This window comes from Streptomyces sp. NBC_01460, from assembly GCF_036227405.1.
In the GTDB taxonomy this organism is placed as follows: domain Bacteria; phylum Actinomycetota; class Actinomycetes; order Streptomycetales; family Streptomycetaceae; genus Streptomyces.
In genome coordinates this window covers 2,848,885-2,868,024 of the sequence record NZ_CP109473.1, presented here as the reverse complement: position 1 = coordinate 2,868,024, position 19,140 = coordinate 2,848,885, and the positions used below count along the sequence as shown (strand labels likewise).

The following is a 19,140-nucleotide window of genomic DNA, read 5'->3' as shown; positions in this document are numbered from 1 at the left end:
AGGAGCCGCTGAACCAGGCTGCTCCCAGGCGAAGGGGAAGCACCTCGTGGCACGCATCGGTGATGGCGGCGACCTGCTCAAGTGCTCGTTCTGCGGAAAGAGCCAGAAGCAGGTGAAGAAGCTCATCGCGGGACCCGGTGTGTACATCTGCGACGAGTGCATCGATCTCTGCAACGAGATCATCGAGGAGGAGCTCGCCGAGACCTCCGAGGTGCGGTGGGAGGAGCTCCCCAAGCCGCGCGAGATCTACGAGTTCCTCGAGGGGTACGTCGTCGGGCAGGAGCCCGCGAAGAAGGCCCTCTCGGTCGCTGTGTACAACCACTACAAGCGGGTCCAGGCGGGGGAGAACGGCGGCGGCGCGAACCGCGACGACGCCATCGAGCTCGCCAAGTCCAACATCCTGCTGCTGGGCCCCACGGGCTCCGGCAAGACGCTCCTCGCGCAGACACTGGCCCGCATGCTCAACGTCCCGTTCGCCATCGCGGACGCGACGGCGCTGACGGAGGCCGGCTACGTCGGCGAGGACGTCGAGAACATCCTGCTGAAGCTGATCCAGGCCGCGGACTACGACGTCAAGAAGGCCGAGACCGGGATCATCTACATCGACGAGATCGACAAGGTCGCCCGCAAGAGCGAGAACCCGTCGATCACGCGTGACGTCTCGGGCGAGGGCGTGCAGCAGGCCCTGCTGAAGATCCTGGAGGGCACCACCGCCTCCGTGCCGCCGCAGGGCGGACGGAAGCACCCGCACCAGGAGTTCATCCAGATCGACACGACGAACGTGCTGTTCATCGTGGGCGGCGCCTTCTCGGGCCTGGAGAAGATCATCGAGTCGCGGGCCGGCGCCAAGGGCATCGGCTTCGGCGCCACGATCCGCTCCAAGCTGGAGATCCAGGCGAGCGACCAGTTCCAGGAGGTCATGCCGGAGGACCTGGTGAAGTTCGGGATGATCCCCGAGTTCATCGGCCGTCTCCCCGTCCTGACCTCGGTCCACAACCTGGACCGCGAGGCGCTGCTCCAGATCCTGGTCGAGCCGCGCAACGCCCTGGTGAAGCAGTACCAGCGCCTGTTCGAACTCGACGGTGTGGAGCTGGACTTCGAGCGTGAGGCGCTGGAGGCCATCGCCGACCAGGCGATCCTCCGCCAGACGGGCGCGCGCGGTCTGCGCGCCATCATGGAAGAGGTCCTCCAGTCGGTGATGTACGAGGTGCCGTCCCGCAAGGACGTGGCCCGCGTCGTCATCACCCCGGACGTCGTCCGCAACAACGTCAACCCGACGCTGGTCCCGCGCGAACCGCGCACGATCGGCAAGAACGACGGTGGCCGCCACGAGAAGTCCGCGTAGCGGCGGCGACAGCGACGCACACGCGAAGGGGCGCCCGGCCGACGGCCGGGCGCCCCTTCGGCGTTGCGGGTCAGACCTTGGTGCGCGAGGTGTTGTAGAGCTTGGCCGCGAGGGCGGCCGTCTCGTCCTGCGTCATGGACTTGTTGGTCATCGCCGCGCCGATGTCGACGCCGATGACGGCCGCGACAGTGCTGTAGTCGGCCCAGATGCAGACGGGCATCACCATCTCCTTGGGCCCCCCTGCCGCGGTGCCGTCGGCCTCGTCGTTGACCACCTTCATCTCCTGGCACTTCATCAGTGCACCCTCGAAGCCTTCGGGCGTGACGCTCTTGGGGCTGCCGACCAGGGTGGCATCCCCCTCGTCCCCGCTCTCGGCCATCCCGAGCTTGGCCTGTGCGAACATGCCGTCGAGGGCCTTCGCCGGGTCGGAGACCTCACCCCAATTGCCGTACAGCATGAGCATCTTGGTCGTGAGGGGATTCTTCTCGAGCTCGCCGCTCTGGTACTGGGCCTCGGCCTTGTGGGCGTCCTTGATGCCCAGGGCCTCGGCCTCGGTCTTCTCCTTGCTCGTCATCGTGTCCGAGGACGAGCTCTTGTCGCTCTTCTTGTAGTCGCCCACCGAGGCGGCCGGAGTGATCTTGTAGCCCTTGGTGGAGTCGGCCACGTCACCGTTGCCGCCGCCCGAGGTCAGGAAGTACACCCCGCCCGCCACCACGGCCAGCGCCACGACGGCCGCACCGATGATCAGGCCCGTCTTCTTCTTCGGCGCACCGGGCTGCGGCGGCATGCCGGGGTACGCCTGCTGCCCGCCGTACGGCGGGGTGGGCGGCTGCTGGCCGTACGGGCCGGGCTGCTGCGGGTAGCCGTAGCCCGGCTGAGGCGGCTGCTGCTGCGGCGGGACACCCTGGGGCGCCTGCTGCGGGTAGCCGTAGCCGGGCTGGCCCTGCGGCGGCTGCGGCGGCGGGCCCCCGTACGGGCCGGGCTGCTGGCCGTACGGACCCGGCTGCTGGCCGTACGGTCCGGGCTGGCCCTGCGGCGGCTGCCCGCCGTACGGGCCCGGCTGGTTGTAGCTCATGGCGCTGTCCCCTCCAGAATGCTTATGCGTTCCGAACATCCTGACGGAAGCGGCGCTCACTTAGGGAATCCGCACGTACACCGTTACTGAACAAACCGGTTTCAGTGCACGACTGTGACGCCCCTAAACTGTGTGCCGTGACCGAGAACGCAGCGCAGCAGCCAGCCAGCATCCCCGAACTGCCGACCCAGTACGCGCCGGCCGAGGTAGAGGGGAAGCTGTACGAGCGCTGGGTGGAGCGCGGTTACTTCACGGCGGACCCCGAGAGCGAGAAGCCTCCGTACACGATCGTCATCCCGCCGCCCAACGTCACCGGTTCCCTCCACCTGGGCCACGCCTTCCAGCACACGCTCATGGACGCCCTCACCCGTCGCAAGCGGATGCAGGGGTACGAGGCGCTGTGGCTGCCCGGCATGGACCACGCCGGCATCGCCACCCAGAACAAGGTCGAGCAGCAGCTCGGCGAGGAGGGCAAGTCCCGCCACGACCTGGGGCGCGAGGAGTTCGTCGAGCGCGTCTGGCAGTGGAAGGAAGAGTACGGCGGCAAGATCCTCGGCCAGATGCGCCGCCTCGGCGACGGAGTCGACTGGTCCCGTGAGCGCTTCACCATGGACGAGGGGCTGTCCGCCGCCGTCCAGACGATCTTCAAGCGGCTCTACGACGACGAGCTGATCTACCGCGCCGAGCGCATCATCAACTGGTGCCCCCGCTGTCTCACCGCGATCTCCGACATCGAGGTCGACTACCAGGACGACGACGGCGAGCTCGTCTCGATCCGGTACGGCGAGGGCGAGGAGACGCTGGTCGTCGCCACGACGCGCGCCGAGACGATGCTGGGTGACACCGCGGTCGCCGTCCACCCGGACGACGCCCGGTACACGCACCTCATCGGCAAGCGGATCAAGCTGCCGCTCACCGACCGCACGATCCCGGTCGTCGCCGACCACCACGTCGACCCGGAGTTCGGCACGGGCGCCGTCAAGGTGACCCCGGCGCACGACCCGAACGACTTCGCGATCGGCCAGCGCCACGGCCTGGAGTCGATGACCGTCATGGACGAGCGCGGTGTCATCACCGTCGCCGGCCCGTTCGAGGGCCTCGACCGTTTCGAGGCCCGTTCCGCTATCGTCGGCGCGCTGCGAGGGCAGGGCCGGATCGTGGCCGAGAAGCGCCCGTACGTCCACTCCGTCGGCCACTGCTCCCGCTGCCGCACGACCGTCGAGCCCCGGCTGTCGCTCCAGTGGTGGGTCAAGGTCGAGACCCTCGCCAAGGCCGCCGGTGACGCGGTCCGTGACGGCCGGGTCGCGATCCACCCCAAGGAGATGGAGAAGCGGTACTTCGACTGGGTCGACAACCTCAACGACTGGTGCATCTCGCGCCAGCTCTGGTGGGGCCACCGCATCCCCGTCTGGTACGGCCCCGAGGGCGAGGTCGTCTGCGTCGGCCCCGACGAGCAGCCGCCCACCGGCGAGGGCTGGACCCAGGACAACGACGTCCTGGACACCTGGTTCTCGTCCGGTCTCTGGCCGTTCTCCACGCTCGGCTGGCCCGAGGAGACCCCGGACCTCAAGAAGTTCTATCCGACCGACGTCCTCGTCACCGGCCACGACATCATCTTCTTCTGGGTCGCCCGGATGATGATGTTCGGCCTGTACGTCATGGACGGCGAGGCCCCGTTCAAGACGATCGCACTCACCGGTCTGGTCCGTGACGAGCGCGGCAAGAAGATGTCGAAGTCCTTCGGCAACGTCGTCGACCCGCTCGACTGGATGGACACGTACGGCTCCGACGCCGTCCGCTTCACCCTCGCCAAGGGCGCCAACCCCGGTACCGACGTCCCGATCGGCGAGGACTGGGTCCAGGCCTCCCGCAACTTCGCCAACAAGATCTGGAACGCGACCCGTTTCGCGATGATGAACGGCGCGACGGTGGAGGGGGAGCTCCCGCCCGTCGAGAAGCTCTCGGCCACCGACCGCTGGATCCTGTCGCGGCTGAACAAGACCGTCGCCGACGCCGACGCGTTCTACGAGGACTTCCAGTTCGCCAAGCTCAGCGACGCCCTCTACCACTTCGCGTGGGACGAGGTCTTCGACTGGTACGTCGAGCTGTCGAAGACCACGTTCTTCGCCGGCGGCGAGCAGGCGCAGGTGTCCGCCCGGGTCCTCGGCGAGGTCCTGGACGTCACGCTCCGGCTGCTGCACCCGATCGTCCCGTTCGTGACCGAGCAGCTCTGGACGACCCTCACCGGTCAGGAGTCCGTCGTCGTCGCCGACTGGCCCAAGGACAGCGGCTTCCGTGACGAGGCCGCCGAGAAGGAGATCGAGCTCGTCCAGCAGGTCGTCACCGAGGTCCGCCGCTTCCGCTCGGACCAGGGCCTGCAGCCCGGCCAGAAGGTCCCGGCCGAGCTGACCGTCACCGGTACGGTGCTCGCCCCGCACGAGGCGGCCATCCGCCAGCTGCTGCGCCTGCAGCCGGCCGGGGACGGCTTCCACGCGACGGCCACGCTGCCGGTCGCCGGAGCCACGGTCGCCCTCGACCTGTCCGGCACCATCGACGTCGAGGCCGAGCGCAAGCGCCTGACGAAGGACCTGGGCGCCGCCGAGAAGGAGAAGGCCCAGGCCACCGGCAAGCTCGGCAACGAGGCCTTCCTCGCCAAGGCACCGGACAACGTGGTCGACAAGATCCGTGGCCGGCTCGCCAAGGCGGAGGCCGACATCGAGCGGATCAGCGCCCAGCTGGCGAACCTGCCCGGGGCCTGATGACCTGAAGCCGGAGCCCCCGCACCCCCGACCGACCGGGAGCGCGGGGGCTTCGCCGTACCCCGGGGCCGGGTGGGGAGGGAGCGCGGCGGCGGGCGCTGCGTGCGATGTCCGCGGCCATCCGTAGACTGGCCCTGTGAGTGAGCCCCGCCCTTCAGACCGGCACGACGCGTCCGATCCCGACGACACCTTCGCGGAGATCGTCGACGAAGAGACCCAGCGCGACCCCGACCTGGCGGTGATCGAGGCCGGGAGCCGGACGCTGCGCGCCCAGTCGGGCCCGCCGCAGGGTGAGGCCGTCCCCGACCGCCCGGCCGACCCCGAGACCGACAGGGCACTGCGCGAGGTGGAGCAGGAGCTCGCCGGCCGGTGGGGCGAGACCAAGCTCGAGCCGTCGGTGACCCGCATCGCGGCCCTGATGGACGTCCTGGGCGAGCCCCAGCGCGCCTACCCCTCGATCCACATCACAGGGACCAACGGCAAGACCAGCACGGCCCGCATGATCGAGGCCCTGCTGGGCGCCTTCGAGCTCCGCACCGGCCGCTACACCTCCCCGCACGTCCAGTCGATCACCGAGCGGATCAGCCTGGACGGCGCGCCCATCGAGGCCGAGCGTTTCATCGAGACGTACAACGACATCAAGCCGTACGTCGAGATGGTCGACGCCCAGCAGCCCTACCGGCTCTCGTTCTTCGAGGTGCTGACGGGCATGGCGTACGCGGCGTTCGCCGACGCGCCGGTCGACGTCGCGGTCGTCGAGGTCGGCATGGGCGGCACCTGGGACGCGACGAACGTCATCGACGCCTCGGTCGCCGTCGTCACCCCCATCTCGCTGGACCACACCGACCGCCTCGGCTCCACCGCCGCCGAGATCGCCGGTGAGAAGTCCGGCATCGTCAAGCAGGGCGCGACGGTGATCCTGGCACAGCAGCCGGTCGACGCCGCGCAGGTCATGCTGAAGAAGGCCGTCGAGGTCGACGCCACGGTCGCCCGTGAGGGCATGGAGTTCGGCATCGTCTCCCGTGAGATCGCGGTCGGCGGCCAGCTGCTGACCCTGCGGGGCCTGGGCGGCGAGTACGACAACATCTTCCTGCCGCTCTACGGGGCGCACCAGGCGCACAACGCCGCGGTGGCGCTCGCCGCCGTCGAGGCGTTCTTCGGCATCGGGGCGGAGCAGGCCCGCAGCCTCGACGTGGAAGCGGTCCGCAAGGCCTTCCTGTCCGTCCTCTCGCCGGGCCGCCTGGAGGTCGTCAGGTCCAGCCCGACGGTCGTCCTGGACGCGGCGCACAACCCGGCCGGTGCCCTCGCCGCCGCGGAGGGCGTCTCCGAGGCGTTCAGCTTCTCCCGGCTGATCGGCGTCGTCGGCGCGAGTGACGACAAGGACGTCCGGGGGCTGCTCGAAGCCTTCGAGCCGATCTTCGCCGAAGTCGTCGTGACCCAGAACTCCAGCCGGCGGGCCATGGACGCGGACGCGCTCGCCGCGGTCGCCGTCGAGGTCTTCGGCAACGAACGCGTCCAGGTCGAGCCGCGTCTGGACGACGCGCTGGAGGCGGCCATCACGCTCGCCGAGGAAGAAGCCGAATATGCGGGCGCCGGAGTCCTGGTGACCGGATCCGTGATCACGGTCGGCGAAGCCCGGCTGCTCCTGGGAAGGCGCTGACCTGTGCGTACGCTCTGTGCATCGACGCTGATCGGTGAATTCTTCGTCATCGGCTTCGCCGGTCTCGTGGCGATGAAGTCCGACGACATGTCCATGGGCACCGTCTGGACGGTCTGCGGCATCGGCATGCTGCTGTCCGTCCTGCTCTGCGGTGTGCTCACCCGGCCCGGTGGCGTTCAGCTCGGCTGGGCGCTCCAGGTCCTGCTCGTGCTCAGCGGTTTCTTCGTCCCGATGATGTTCATCCTGGGCGTGGTCTTCGCCGCCCTGTGGTGGGCCTCGGTGCACTACGGGCGCAGGATCGACGAGGCCAAGGCGCGGTGGGCGGCGCAGGAGAGCACACAGGCTCCGGCCCAAGGGTGACGCTGTGTAAGCCCGGCCGTGAGGCCGTCGGCGTCCCCCTGTAATCTCGCCCTCACCCGCACCGAAAGCCCGCAAGGAGCCGCACATGACTCAGCGCACCCTCGTCCTTCTCAAGCCCGACGCCGTACGGCGTGGGCTGATCGGCGAGATCGTCGGCCGCATCGAACGCAAGGCCGGCTGGACGATCACCGCGCTGGAGCTGCGCACGCTCGACCAGGAGACCCTGGAGCAGCACTACGGCGAGCACCAGGGCCGCCCGTTCTACGAGCCGCTCGTCGAGTTCATGGCATCCGGCCCCGTCGTCGCCCTGGTGGCCGAAGGCGAGCGGGTGATCGAGGGCGTCCGCGCGCTGGCCGGTCCCACCGACCCGATCGCCGCCGCGCCCGGCTCGATCCGCGGTGACTTCGGGTCGATCACCCGGGAGAACCTCATCCACGCCTCGGACTCCGAGGAGTCCGCTGAGCGGGAACTCAAGCTGTTCTTTCCCGGACTTTCCTGACTTCGGCTCCGCCAATCAGCGCTCATGACCTGGGGCGACCGAAGTAATTCGGTCGCCCTTCGGCATAGGGTCACGTATCGCGGGAACGCATCCCTCCGACGTAACGTCACCATGGGTGGAACGGGTAGCCGTTCCGCTCGCCATGGCGAAGGACCCTCGCGCTGTGTCCGCGCATACGGCACTACGATGGAAGCTTCCACGCCCGCAGCGCCAACCCTCGCCTACTCAAATCAAGCCATTCTTCGCTTCTTGGGAAGGCCCGACGCATCCTCATGGGGAACAAGGGGAACTCAATGTCGTTCATCGGCCGTGACATGGCTATCGACCTCGGGACTGCCAACACGCTGGTGTACGTCAGGGGGCGCGGCATCGTTCTGAACGAGCCGTCCGTCGTGGCCATCAACACCAACACCGGCGGAATCCTGGCGGTCGGCGCCGAGGCAAAGAAGATGATCGGCCGCACACCGGGCAACATCGTTGCCGTGCGGCCCCTGAAGGACGGCGTGATCGCCGACTTCGAGATCACGGAGCGCATGCTCCGCTACTTCATCCTCAAGATCCACAAGCGCCGCTACCTGGCCCGCCCGCGGGTCGTCGTCTGTGTGCCCTCCGGCATCACAGGGGTCGAGCGACGCGCCGTCATCGAGGCGTCGACGCAGGCCGGCGCGCGCCAGGTGCACATCATCGAGGAGCCCATGGCCGCGGCCATCGGCTCCGGCCTGCCGGTCCACGAGGCCACCGGGAACATGGTCGTCGACATCGGTGGCGGCACCACCGAGGTCGCCGTGATCTCGCTCGGCGGAATCGTCACTGCCCAGTCGATCCGGGTCGCCGGCGACGAGCTGGACAACGCGATCATCCAGCACATCAAGAAGGAGTACTCCCTCCTCCTCGGTGAGCGCACCGCCGAACAGATCAAGATCACGATCGGCTCCGCGTTCGAGATGGAGAAGGACGAGCACACCGAGATCCGCGGACGCGACCTCGTCTCCGGCCTGCCCAAGACCGTGGTCATCTCCGCGACCGAGGTCCGCAAGGCCATCGAGGAGCCGGTCAACGCGATCGTCGACGCCGTGAAGACGACGCTCGACAAGTGCCCGCCGGAGCTCTCCGGTGACGTCATGGACCGCGGCATCGTCCTCACCGGCGGCGGCGCGCTCCTGCGCGGACTCGACGAGCGGCTCCGTCACGAGACGGGCATGCCGATCCACATCGCCGAGGACCCGCTGGACTCGGTGGCGCTCGGATCCGGCAAGTGCGTCGAGGAGTTCGAGGCGCTCCAGCAGGTGCTGGACGCCCAGCCCCGACGCTAGAACACGCTGTTCCGCCGTACGGGCACTGCCGTCCCGTACGGCGGAATGTTGGTATACAGGCACGAACATTCCGACGAGGAAGGCACGGCCGCCGCACGTGAGGGACACACGAGAGAGCCGGCTGCTCCTGGTGCTGCTGATCGCCATCGCATTCGCCCTGATCACGGTGGATATCCGCGGTGGCGAGGAGTCTCCGGTCGACGGAGCCCGGCAGGCCGCAGCCACGGTCTTCGGACCGGTCGAGAACGGCGTCTCCGCGGCGGTGGACCCGGTGGGCAACGCCATCGGCGCCGTACGGGACTCCGGTGACCGGCACGACCGGATCGCGGCCCTGGAGCACGAGAACGCCACGCTGAAGACGAAGCTCGGCAGCGACGACCGCAACGCCAGCAAGGTCCGTCAGCTCGACACCATGCTGAAGAGCGCGGGGGCCGGCCAGTACGGCATCAAGGCCGCCGAGGTCATCGCCATAGGAGCGGCCCAGGGCTTCTCCTGGACCATCACCATCGACGCCGGGGCCGCCGACGGCCTCACGCGCGACATGACCGTACTGAACGGCGAAGGGCTCGTCGGCAGGGTCACGACCGTCGGCCCGAACACCGCGACCGTCCTGCTGGCCAACGATCCCGACTTCACCGTCGGCACCCGGCTGGAGAAGACCGACGAGCTCGGCTTCGCCACCGGGCAGGGCTCCCGGCCGCTCTCGGTCCAGTTCCTCAACGGCAAGGCCGAGGTGAAGAAGGGCGACCGGCTCGTCACCTTCGGCTCCAGCAAGGACAAGCCCTTCGTGCCCGGCGTGCCGGTCGGCCAGGTCGTGCGCGTGGACCCGTCCGGGGGTGACCTGACCCGGACCGTCTACGTCGAGCCGTTCGTCGGCTTCACCAAGCTCGACATCGTGGGCATCGTCGTCCAGGCGCCCCGTGAGGACCCCCGCGACATGGTGCTGCCGAAGCAGCCCAAGAAGCCGGAGAAGCCCAAGCCCACCCCGACCGTCACCGTCACCGTCCAGCCGAACGGCGACCTCGTCGACGGCAGCGGAAAGGTCGTCGGGAACATCAACGAGAAGCCCGACGCGTCCGCCTCGGCCGGCGCCTCCGGCAGCCCCGACCCGGCCGCCGGTGACGCGGCGAACGAGCAGGAATAGAGCTGATCCCCATGCGCTTGAACAGGACTCTGCTCTCCGTCGCCCTGGTCGTGGTCGCCCTCGTCATCCAGGTCTCCGTCCTCGCCCGGCTCCAGCTCCCCGGCGCCACCCCCGACCTGCTGCTCCTCGTCGTCCTCGGACTCGCCTTCGTGTACGGGCCGGTCAGCGGCGCCCTCATCGGATTCGGCGCGGGCCTCCTCGCCGACCTCGCACCGCCCGCGGACCACGCGGCCGGGCGCTACGCCCTGGTGCTCTGCGTCATCGGCTACCTCGCCGGAATGGCCCGCCCCGAGAACGGCCAGCTCAAGTCGGCCTTCACCCCGATGGCCTTCGTCGTCGCGGCGGCCCTCGGGTCGACCCTGCTGTACGCCGGTGTCGGCGCCCTCGTCAACGACACGGCGGCCCGTCACGTGGGCCTGGGCAGCCTGCTGTTCACCGCCGCGGTGTACGACCTGCTGCTCGCGCCGTTCACCGTTCCGCTGATCATGGCGCTCGCCAGACGCACGGTGAACGACCCGGTCGCCGACAGCTCCGGCAGCGGTGACGTCGCCGCGGGCTGGCTGGCCTCGGGCACCGGGCTGCGGATCGGCGACCAGCGCGGCGGGATGCGCCTGAGGGCGGCCCGCAGCCGCGCCTCGCGCGCGGGAAGGATCAAGGGGGTCAAGCGACTGTGAGGCCGTACCGGCACCGGGCGGGCACCGGGGGCAGCAACCCCCGCACCCCCGGCCGACCCACCACCACCGGGGGCGCACCGTGAGCAACATTCCGGAGACCGGACGGACCCCGCGGGTCCAGATCCGTCTCGTCGTCATCCAGGTCCTCGTCTTCTCCCTGCTCCTGACGCTCGGCGGCCGGCTCTGGTACCTCCAGATCCGCAACGGGCAGGAGTACACCGACGAGGCGAAGAACAACCACGTCCAGCAGGTCGTGCAGCCCGCCGTCCGGGGGGCCATCCTCGACGCGCGGGGCGTCCCGCTCGCGGACAACGAGACCCGCCTCGTGGTCTCCGCGAGCCGCACCGAGCTGATGAAGATGAAGGACGACGGGGTCGCCGTCCTCACCCGGCTCGCCGACGTGCTCGACATGAAGCCCGAGGACGTGCGGGACAAGGTCCGGCTCTGCGACGCCAAGACCCCGCAGCCCTGCTGGAACGGCTCGCCCTACCAGCCGATCCCCGTCACCGACGAGGCCACCACCCAGCAGGCCCTCACGATCCGTGAGCGTGCCGAGGACTTCCCCGGCATCACCGCCGAACCCACCGCCGTACGCCGCTACGCCGCACCGGGCAAGGCCAACACCGCCCAGGTCCTCGGTTACCTCTCGCCGGTCACCGACGAAGAGGTCACCAAGGCCCAGGACACCGACTCGCCCTACCTCCGCTCCGACCAGGTCGGCCGCTCCGGCCTGGAGCGCACGTACGACAAGGAACTCCGCGGCAAGGCCGGCGTCACCCGCTACGAGGTCGACAACCTCGGCCGTGTCATCGGCCAGGCACAGAACGACGAGGCGGAGCCCGGGTCCAGCGTGGTCACCTCCATCGACGCCCGGGTCCAGGCCGTGGCCGAGTACGAGCTGAACAAGGCCATGGAGACCGCCCGCAAGGAGATGGACCGCAACACCAACGAGCTGTACAAGGCCGACTCCGGCGCCGTCGTCGTCATGGAGGCCAAGACCGGCCGGATCGTGTCCATGGCGTCCCTGCCGACGTACGACCCGAACGCCTGGATCGGCGGCATCTCCGCCAAGGACTACGCCAAGCTCACCGGCAAGAAGTCCAACTTCCCGCTGCTGAACCGGGCCATCCAGGGCACCGCGGCCCCCGGCTCCATCTTCAAGGTCATCTCCTCGACGGCGGCGGTCAACGCCGGGTACCCGTTCGACGGCAACTACCCGTGCCCCAGCTCGTACTCCATCGGCGGCCAGACCTTCAAGAACTTCGAGTCCCAGGGCTACGGCAGCATCAGCATCGGCCGTGCCCTCGAGGTCTCCTGCGACACCGTCTACTACGGCCTGGCGCACAAGGAGTGGGCGAAGGACGGCGGCAACAAGCCGAAGAAGACCCCGTCGGACTGGTTCTACAGGACGGCCCACCAGTTCGGCCTCGGCAAGGAGACCGGCATCGACCTCCCCAACGAGGTCCCCGGCCGCGTCCCCGACCGCCAGTGGAAGCAGAGCTTCTACGACGCCAACAAGACCTCGTGGTGCAAGCAGGGCAAGAAGGACGGCACGTACGTCGAGAAGATCGCGTACGAGGGCTGCCTCGAGGGCTACAAGATGCGCGCCGGTGACTCGGTCAACTACTCCATCGGGCAGGGCGACACGCTCGTCACCCCGATCCAGATGGCGACCATCTACTCCGCGATCTCCAACGGCGGCACCCTGTACGACCCGACCGTCGGCAAGGCGGTCGTCAGCGGTGACGGCAGGACCGTCCAGGAGATCGCACCCCAGGCGCACGGGAAGCTGCCCTTCAAGGGAGACACCCGCGACGAGATAGACGAAGCCCTCGCGGGAGTCGCGACCCGGGGCAGCGCCGCCTGGCGGTTCGGCGGATGGCCCCAGGACAAGATCCCGATGCACGCCAAGACGGGCACGGCCGAGGTCTACGGCAAGCAGACGACCTCCTGGTTCGCCACGTACACCAAGGACTACTCGATCGTCATGACGATCTCCCAGGGTGGTACGGGTTCCGGTGCCTCCGGTCCCGCCGTGCGCAACATCTACAACGCGCTCTACGGGCTCGACGCCGGCGGCAAGCAGAACCTCAAGAAGGCGCTGCTGCCCACGCCGCAGAAGACCCTGCCCAAGATCAAGCCGGACGGACAGATCGAGTCGCCCAAGATCAGGCCGTACGTCCCCGCGCCCGTCGACGACGGCACGCAGGCTCTCGCGGGTGCCCTGCCGGCGACCGTCGGGAGGCGTGACTGATGGCCGGATTCTCCGTCTCGCGCTACGGCCCCGAGGACCGCTCCCTCTGGGTGAGGCTCACCGCCCGCGACTCCGTCGTGCGGCGGCTGGACTGGCCCCTGCTCGGATCGGCCGTCGCGCTGTCCTTCGTCGGCTCGCTCCTGGTCTGGTCGGCGACCCGGGGCCGGGACTCCCTCACCCACGGCGACCCGTACTTCTTCCTCTTCCGGCACGCTCTCAACACCGGCATCGGCTTCGCGCTGATGATCGGCACGATCTGGCTCGGTCACCGGACGCTGAGGGGAGCGGTACCGGTCCTCTACGGCATCTCGGTCGTGCTCGTCCTCGCGGTCCTCACCCCGCTGGGTGCGACCGTCAACGGCGCGCACGCCTGGATCCTCCTGCCCGGCGGGTTCTCGCTCCAGCCGTCCGAGTTCACCAAGATCACGATCATCCTCGGCATGGCGATGCTGCTCGCCGCCCGCGTCGACGCCGGCGACCAGCAGCATCCCGACCACCGGACCGTCGCCAAGGCCCTCGGGGTGGCCGTCATCCCGATGGCGATCGTCATGCTGATGCCCGACCTCGGCTCCGTCATGGTCATGGCCGTCATCGTGCTCGGCGTGCTGCTGGCCTCCGGGGCGTCCAACCGCTGGATCTTCGGGCTCCTCGGGGCGGGCACCGCGGGTGCTCTCGCCGTGTGGCAGCTCGGGGTCCTCGACGACTACCAGATCGCCCGCTTCGCTGCCTTCGCCAACCCGGCGCTCGACCCGGCCGGCGTCGGCTACAACACCAACCAGGCCCGCATCGCCATCGGCTCCGGCGGACTCACGGGCACCGGGCTCTTCAACGGTTCCCAGACGACGGGGCAGTTCGTGCCCGAACAGCAGACCGACTTCGTCTTCACCGTCGCGGGCGAGGAGCTCGGCTTCCTGGGGGCCGGACTGATCATCGTCCTGCTCGGCGTCGTCCTGTGGCGCGCCTGCCGGATCGCCAGGGGCACGACCGAGCTGTACGGCACGGTCGTGGCCGCCGGCATCATCGCCTGGTTCGCCTTCCAGTCCTTCGAGAACATCGGGATGACACTCGGGATCATGCCGGTGGCCGGGCTCCCGCTGCCGTTCGTCTCGTACGGGGGCTCGTCCATGTTCGCCGTCTGGGTGGCGATCGGACTGCTCCAGTCGATCAAGGTCCAGAGGCCGATGTCGGCCTGACCGATTCCTTCCGCCCTGCATGTTCGCGCGCAGGGCGGAAAGATTCGTCCTATGGCGGACTCCACGCGCGAGGTCGAGCGGAAGTACGAAGCGACTCCCGAGACACGGCTGCCGGACCTGACCCGGGCGGCCGGGGTGTCGGCCGTCGTCCACCGGGGCCTCACCGAGCTCGACGCCGTCTACTACGACACCGAGGACTTCCGGCTGGCCGCGGACTCCCTCACCCTGCGCCGCAGGACCGGCGGGGGCGACGCCGGCTGGCATCTCAAGATCCCCGTCTCCACCGACGTACGCGACGAGATCCGGGCCCCGCTCGCCGACGCCCTGCCGCCCGACATCGCCGAACTGCTCCGCTCCCGCGTGCGGCACGCACCGGTGGTGCCCGTCGTGCGGATCCTCTCCTCGCGGGACGTCCACCACCTCCTCGACGAGGACGGCGCCCTGCTCGCCGAGCTGAGCATCGACGAGGTCCTCGTGGAGCGCCTCACCGAGGAAGGCCGCGGCACCACCTCCGCGTGGACCGAGATGGAGGTCGAGCTGGCCGACGACGGCGACCCGGCAGTCCTCGGCGCCGTCGAGCGGCGACTGCGCAAGGCCGGCGTCCGGCCCTCCGCGGCGCCGTCCAAGCTCGCCAGGGCCCTCGCCCAGACCGCCCCGGAGAAGCGGCGCCGGACGAGGAAGCAGCCCTCCCCGCACACGGCGGGCGACCACGTGCTCGCCTACGTACGGCACCAGGTCGCCGCCCTCGTCACGCTCGACCCCGCCGTGCGCCGCGACCTGCCCGACAGCGTGCACCGCATGCGCGTCGCCACCCGGCGGCTGCGCAGCGCCTTCAGGACGTACCGCCGGCTGCTCGACCGGACCGTCACCGACCCCCTCCGCGCCGAGCTGAAGTGGCTCGCCGCGGAGCTCGGGGCCGACCGCGACCGGGAAGTCCTCGACGCACGGCTCCGCTCCCACGTCGCCGGGCTGCCCGCCGGCCTGGTCCTGGGCCCGGTCGACGCCCGGCTGGAGCTCGCCTTCGCGGCCCGGCGCACCGATTCGCGGCAGCGGGTCGCCTCCGTGCTCGACGCGGAGCGCTACCTGGCCCTGCTGGACTCCCTGGACGCCCTCCTCGCCGATCCGCCCCTGCTCCCCGCCGCCGCGGAGGCACCGCGGGACGCCCTGCCCCGCGCCGTGCTCAAGGACTACGGGCGCCTGGCCGGCCGCGTCGGGCACGCGCTGGAGCGGCGGCCGGGCGAGGAGCGTGACGTGGCGATGCACGAGGCGCGCAAGGCCGCCAAACGCGTCCGCTACGCCGCCGAGGCCGCCAGGCCCGCCCTCGGCAAGCCGGCGAAGAGGTTCGCCGAACGGATGAAGTCGGTCCAGTCGGTCCTCGGCGACCACCAGGACAGCGTCGTCGCCCGGGACGCCCTGCGCACCCTGGCCGTCCAGGCACACGGGGCCGGGGAGTCCGCCTTCACCTGGGGACTCCTGTACGGCCACGAGGAGGCGGCGGCCCAGGCACGGGAACGCGAACTGCCCGAGGTCTGGGCGCGGGCGTCGCGGCCGGGACCGCGCGCGGCACTGGAAGGCTGAGCACCGGGTTACGCTTGATGGTCACCCCTGCCAGCTACGAAGGTCCTCAGATGTCTGCCGAGTCGGTCTTCCCGCAGCTCGAAGCTCTGCTCCCGCATGTGCAGAAGCCCATCCAGTACGTCGGCGGTGAGCTGAACTCCACCGTCAAACCGTGGGACGAATGCGACGTCCGCTGGGCACTCATGTACCCCGACGCCTACGAGGTCGGACTCCCCAACCAGGGCGTCATGATCCTCTACGAGGTGCTCAACGAGCGCGAGGGCGTCCTCGCCGAGCGCACGTACAGCGTGTGGCCGGACCTCGAGGAGCTGATGCGCGAGCACAAGGTGCCCCAGTTCACCGTGGACAGCCACCGTCCCGTCGGAGCCTTCGACGTGTTCGGCCTCAGCTTCTCCACGGAGCTCGGCTACACCAACATGCTCACGGCCCTGGATCTCGCGGGCATCCCGCTGGAGTCCAAGGACCGCACCGTCGATCACCCGATCGTGCTGGCGGGCGGCCACGCCGCGTTCAACCCCGAGCCGATCGCCGACTTCATCGACTGCGCGGTCATCGGTGACGGCGAGCAGGCCGTGCTGGAGATCACCGAGATCATCCGCGCCTGGAAGGCCGAGGGCCGCCCCGGCGGACGCGAAGAGGTGCTGTTCCGCCTCGCGCGGACCGGCGGCGTCTACGTCCCCGGCTTCTACGACGTCGAGTACCTCCCCGACGGCCGTATCGGCCGCGTCGTGCCCAACAGGTCCGGTGTGCCGTGGCGCGTGTCCAAGCACACCGTCATGGACCTCGACGAATGGCCGTACCCGAAGCAGCCGCTCGTCCCGCTCGCCGAGACGGTCCACGAGCGGATGTCCGTCGAGATCTTCCGCGGCTGCACCCGCGGCTGCCGCTTCTGCCAGGCCGGCATGATCACGCGCCCCGTGCGGGAGCGAAGCATCACCGGCATCGGCGAGATGGTGGAGAAGGGGCTCAAGGCCACGGGTTTCGAGGAGGTCGGCCTCCTGTCGCTCTCCTCCGCGGACCACAGCGAGATCGGTGACATCGCCAAGGGCCTCGCCGACCGGTACACGGACGACAAGATCGGGCTCTCGCTGCCCTCCACCCGCGTCGACGCGTTCAACGTGGACCTGGCCAACGAGCTGACCCGCAACGGCCGCAGGTCGGGCCTCACCTTCGCCCCCGAGGGCGGCTCCGAGCGCATGCGCAAGGTCATCAACAAGATGGTCTCGGAGGAGGACCTGATCCGCACGGTCTCCACCGCCTACGGCAACGGCTGGCGCCAGGTGAAGCTGTACTTCATGTGCGGCCTGCCCACCGAGACCGACGAGGACGTCCTCCAGATCGGTGACATGGCGGTCAACGTCATCGCCAAGGGCCGCGAGGTCTCCGGTCAGAACGACATCCGCTGCACCGTCTCCATCGGCGGCTTCGTGCCCAAGCCGCACACCCCCTTCCAGTGGGCCCCGCAGCTCAGCGCCGAGGACACCGACGCCCGGCTGAAGAAGCTCCGGGACAAGATCCGCGACGACAAGAAGTACGGCCGTTCCATCGGCTTCCGCTACCACGACGGCAAGCCCGGCATCGTCGAGGGCCTGCTCTCGCGCGGAGACCGCCGCGTCGGCTCCGTCATCCGCGAGGTCTACGAGTCCGGCGGCCGTTTCGACGGCTGGCGCGAGCACTTCAGCTACGACCTCTGGATGAAGAGCGCCGGGAAGACCCTGCCGGACTTCGGTGTGGACGTCGACTGGTACACCACCCGCGAGCGGACGTACGAGGAGGTCCTGCCCTGGGACCACCTGGACTCCGGCCTCGACAAGGACTGGCTCTGGGAGGACTGGCAGGACTCGCTCGACGAGACCGAGGTCGAGGACTGCCGCTGGACGCCGTGCTTCGACTGCGGCGTGTGCCCGCAGCTGGACCTCGACATCCAGATCGGCCCCACCGGCAAGAAGCTCCTGCCGCTGACGGTCGTGAAGTAGGCCCCCCGGGTGACAGCCCGGTGACGAACGCCCGGCCCGGGAAACCCCGGGCCGGGCGTTCGCGTCTTCCCCGGCATGGACCTCGACAAGCACCACCCGCCCGCGCCGTACGAGGGCGGAGAGGGCTGTCTGACCACCCTCGTCAGGATTCCGGTGCGGATCGTGGTGCTGGTGCTCGTCCTGCCGGTCCGCATGCTCTGGGACCTGCTCGTCGCCGGCGGCCGCCTCCTGGACCGGGTCATGCTGCGCCCCCTGGGCCGGGCGCTGCGGTGGTTCCACGAGCAAGTGCTCACCCCGGTGGGCAAGGCGCTCGCCCGGCTGGCCGTGGCCGTCCTCGTGTGGCCCTGGGTGGGGCTCTGGCGGTACGTCGTCGTCCCGGTCGTCCGGTACGGAGTCGTCGTCCCCCTGGTGTGGCTCCACAGGGCGGTGCTCACCCCGGTCGGACACGGGCTGCGGTGGGTGTACGCCGAACTGCTGGTCCCGGCGGTGACCGCGCTGGTCACCCTCCTCCTGGTGTGGCCGGCCGTCGGGGTGTGGCGCTACCTCCTCAGGCCGCTCGGCATCGCGGGCGCGTGGCTGGTCACCACCCTTCTCGTGCTGCCCCTCGTGTGGGTCTACCGGAGCGTGCTGACGCCGCTGGGTCACGGGATCGTCTGGACGCTGGGGATGCTGGGGCGGGGGCTGGCGTTTCTGGGCCGAGGAGTGTGGACCGGAACCGCGTGGCTGGTCACCACCCTTCTCGTACGGCCCGTCGTCTGGGTGTACCGGCGCGTCCTGGCCCCGGTGGGCCGGGAGATCGTGACGGCCGTCGGCGTCGCCTGGAGGATCGCCGGGTTCATCTCGCGCGCCGTCGGCCGCGGGCTGGCCTGGCTGGCGTGGCACCTGGTCGGAGCACCGGTGGCCTGGGCCTACCGCACGGTGTGCACACCGGTCGGGCGCTTCCTGCGTGACGTGGCCTGGGCGCCCGTGAAGCGGGCGGCTCTGGAGGCGGGACGCGCGGCCCGCGACGCCCTGGCCTCGGCCCGCGCGACCCTGCGCGCGGCGCGCCGGGACGCATGGCGCGCTCTGGTCGGACCGCCCCAGGTCACGGACGCGCGGGAACTCGAAGGGTCCGCTGCGCGTACCCTGGGTAGGACAACGACTGTCCCCAGCGCGGCGCCCGCGCCCGAGATCTCCCTGCTCGCCGACAAAACGGCCGAGCGGGGGTGAGCCGGAGCGGCACCCCGGGGCACCCCGTACTTCGTGGACGGCTCGCCACCGCGGCCGCCCCGCACCGAGGAGAAGAACCACTGGGCAAGCGACAGCCCGAA

At 69.8% G+C, this 19,140-nt stretch carries 14 protein-coding genes; 13 read left to right on the top strand and 1 reads right to left on the bottom strand.

Going from position 1 to position 19,140, the window contains the following annotated elements:
• Nucleotides 1–46 precede the first annotated feature (46 nt).
• Nucleotides 47–1,345: an ATP-dependent Clp protease ATP-binding subunit ClpX gene (clpX, locus tag OG488_RS12740; RefSeq protein ID WP_103516222.1), complete on the top strand. Its 1,299-nt coding sequence runs from the start codon at nucleotides 47–49 to the stop codon at nucleotides 1,343–1,345.
• A gap of 70 nt (nucleotides 1,346–1,415) precedes the next feature.
• On the opposite strand, the gene OG488_RS12735 is transcribed toward clpX, so the two are convergent.
• Nucleotides 1,416–2,420, bottom strand: a complete 1,005-nt coding sequence (locus OG488_RS12735) for a hypothetical protein (protein ID WP_329228836.1) — start codon at nucleotides 2,418–2,420, stop codon at nucleotides 1,416–1,418.
• Nucleotides 2,421–2,557: 137 nt separating this feature from the next.
• Here OG488_RS12735 and OG488_RS12730 point away from each other — a divergent pair, with 137 nt between their 5' ends.
• The 12 genes from OG488_RS12730 to OG488_RS12675 all read left to right on the top strand — a co-directional run bounded on the left by OG488_RS12730 (nucleotide 2,558) and on the right by OG488_RS12675 (nucleotide 19,039).
• Nucleotides 2,558–5,179: a valine--tRNA ligase gene (locus OG488_RS12730; protein ID WP_329228834.1), complete on the top strand. Its 2,622-nt coding sequence runs from the start codon at nucleotides 2,558–2,560 to the stop codon at nucleotides 5,177–5,179.
• 136 nt (nucleotides 5,180–5,315) lie between these two features.
• Nucleotides 5,316–6,839 (top strand): bifunctional tetrahydrofolate synthase/dihydrofolate synthase, encoded by a 1,524-nt coding sequence (gene folC / locus OG488_RS12725; protein ID WP_329228832.1) that lies wholly within the window; start codon nucleotides 5,316–5,318, stop codon nucleotides 6,837–6,839.
• A 3-nt stretch (nucleotides 6,840–6,842) separates the two neighbouring features.
• On the top strand, nucleotides 6,843–7,199 hold the full coding sequence (locus tag OG488_RS12720; protein ID WP_329228830.1) for a DUF4233 domain-containing protein: 357 nt from the start codon (nucleotides 6,843–6,845) through the stop codon (nucleotides 7,197–7,199).
• 85 nt (nucleotides 7,200–7,284) lie between these two features.
• On the top strand, nucleotides 7,285–7,698 hold the full coding sequence (gene ndk / locus OG488_RS12715; protein WP_329228829.1) for a nucleoside-diphosphate kinase: 414 nt from the start codon (nucleotides 7,285–7,287) through the stop codon (nucleotides 7,696–7,698).
• A gap of 293 nt (nucleotides 7,699–7,991) precedes the next feature.
• Entirely contained in the window at nucleotides 7,992–9,011 is a 1,020-nt protein-coding gene (locus tag OG488_RS12710) for a rod shape-determining protein (RefSeq protein ID WP_073746922.1), read from the top strand.
• Nucleotides 9,012–9,108: 97 nt separating this feature from the next.
• Nucleotides 9,109–10,155, top strand: coding sequence for a rod shape-determining protein MreC (mreC, locus tag OG488_RS12705; protein ID WP_329228827.1), 1,047 nt, complete (start codon nucleotides 9,109–9,111; stop codon nucleotides 10,153–10,155).
• An 11-nt stretch (nucleotides 10,156–10,166) separates the two neighbouring features.
• Nucleotides 10,167–10,829 (top strand): rod shape-determining protein MreD, encoded by a 663-nt coding sequence (gene mreD, locus OG488_RS12700; protein WP_329228825.1) that lies wholly within the window; start codon nucleotides 10,167–10,169, stop codon nucleotides 10,827–10,829.
• A gap of 79 nt (nucleotides 10,830–10,908) precedes the next feature.
• Nucleotides 10,909–13,083, top strand: coding sequence for a penicillin-binding protein 2 (gene mrdA / locus OG488_RS12695; RefSeq protein WP_329228823.1), 2,175 nt, complete (start codon nucleotides 10,909–10,911; stop codon nucleotides 13,081–13,083).
• Entirely contained in the window at nucleotides 13,083–14,276 is a 1,194-nt protein-coding gene (rodA, locus tag OG488_RS12690) for a rod shape-determining protein RodA (RefSeq protein WP_329228822.1), read from the top strand. The genes mrdA and rodA overlap by 1 nt, the downstream gene beginning before the upstream one ends.
• 51 nt (nucleotides 14,277–14,327) lie before the next feature.
• Nucleotides 14,328–15,854, top strand: coding sequence for a CYTH and CHAD domain-containing protein (locus OG488_RS12685; RefSeq protein ID WP_329228820.1), 1,527 nt, complete (start codon nucleotides 14,328–14,330; stop codon nucleotides 15,852–15,854).
• Between the two features lie 50 nt (nucleotides 15,855–15,904).
• The gene (locus OG488_RS12680; protein WP_329228818.1) at nucleotides 15,905–17,830 is read left to right on the top strand and encodes a TIGR03960 family B12-binding radical SAM protein; all 1,926 of its coding nucleotides are present in this window, start codon (nucleotides 15,905–15,907) and stop codon (nucleotides 17,828–17,830) included.
• A 75-nt stretch (nucleotides 17,831–17,905) separates the two neighbouring features.
• Nucleotides 17,906–19,039, top strand: coding sequence for a hypothetical protein (locus tag OG488_RS12675; RefSeq protein ID WP_329228816.1), 1,134 nt, complete (start codon nucleotides 17,906–17,908; stop codon nucleotides 19,037–19,039).
• Nucleotides 19,040–19,140 lie beyond the last annotated feature (101 nt).

Bases quoted from the DNA above. Each gene is read 5' to 3' on its own strand.
- OG488_RS12735 (WP_329228836.1), bottom strand. From the start codon at position 2,420: ATGAGCTACAACCAGCCGGGCCCGTACGGCGGGCAGCCGCCGCAGGGC.
- ndk (WP_329228829.1), top strand. From the start codon at position 7,285: ATGACTCAGCGCACCCTCGTCCTTCTCAAGCCCGACGCCGTACGGCGT.
- OG488_RS12710 (WP_073746922.1), top strand. From the start codon at position 7,992: ATGTCGTTCATCGGCCGTGACATGGCTATCGACCTCGGGACTGCCAAC.
- mreD (WP_329228825.1), top strand. From the start codon at position 10,167: ATGCGCTTGAACAGGACTCTGCTCTCCGTCGCCCTGGTCGTGGTCGCC.
- rodA (WP_329228822.1), top strand. From the start codon at position 13,083: ATGGCCGGATTCTCCGTCTCGCGCTACGGCCCCGAGGACCGCTCCCTC.
- OG488_RS12685 (WP_329228820.1), top strand. From the start codon at position 14,328: ATGGCGGACTCCACGCGCGAGGTCGAGCGGAAGTACGAAGCGACTCCC.
- OG488_RS12680 (WP_329228818.1), top strand. From the start codon at position 15,905: ATGTCTGCCGAGTCGGTCTTCCCGCAGCTCGAAGCTCTGCTCCCGCAT.
- OG488_RS12675 (WP_329228816.1), top strand. From the start codon at position 17,906: ATGGACCTCGACAAGCACCACCCGCCCGCGCCGTACGAGGGCGGAGAG.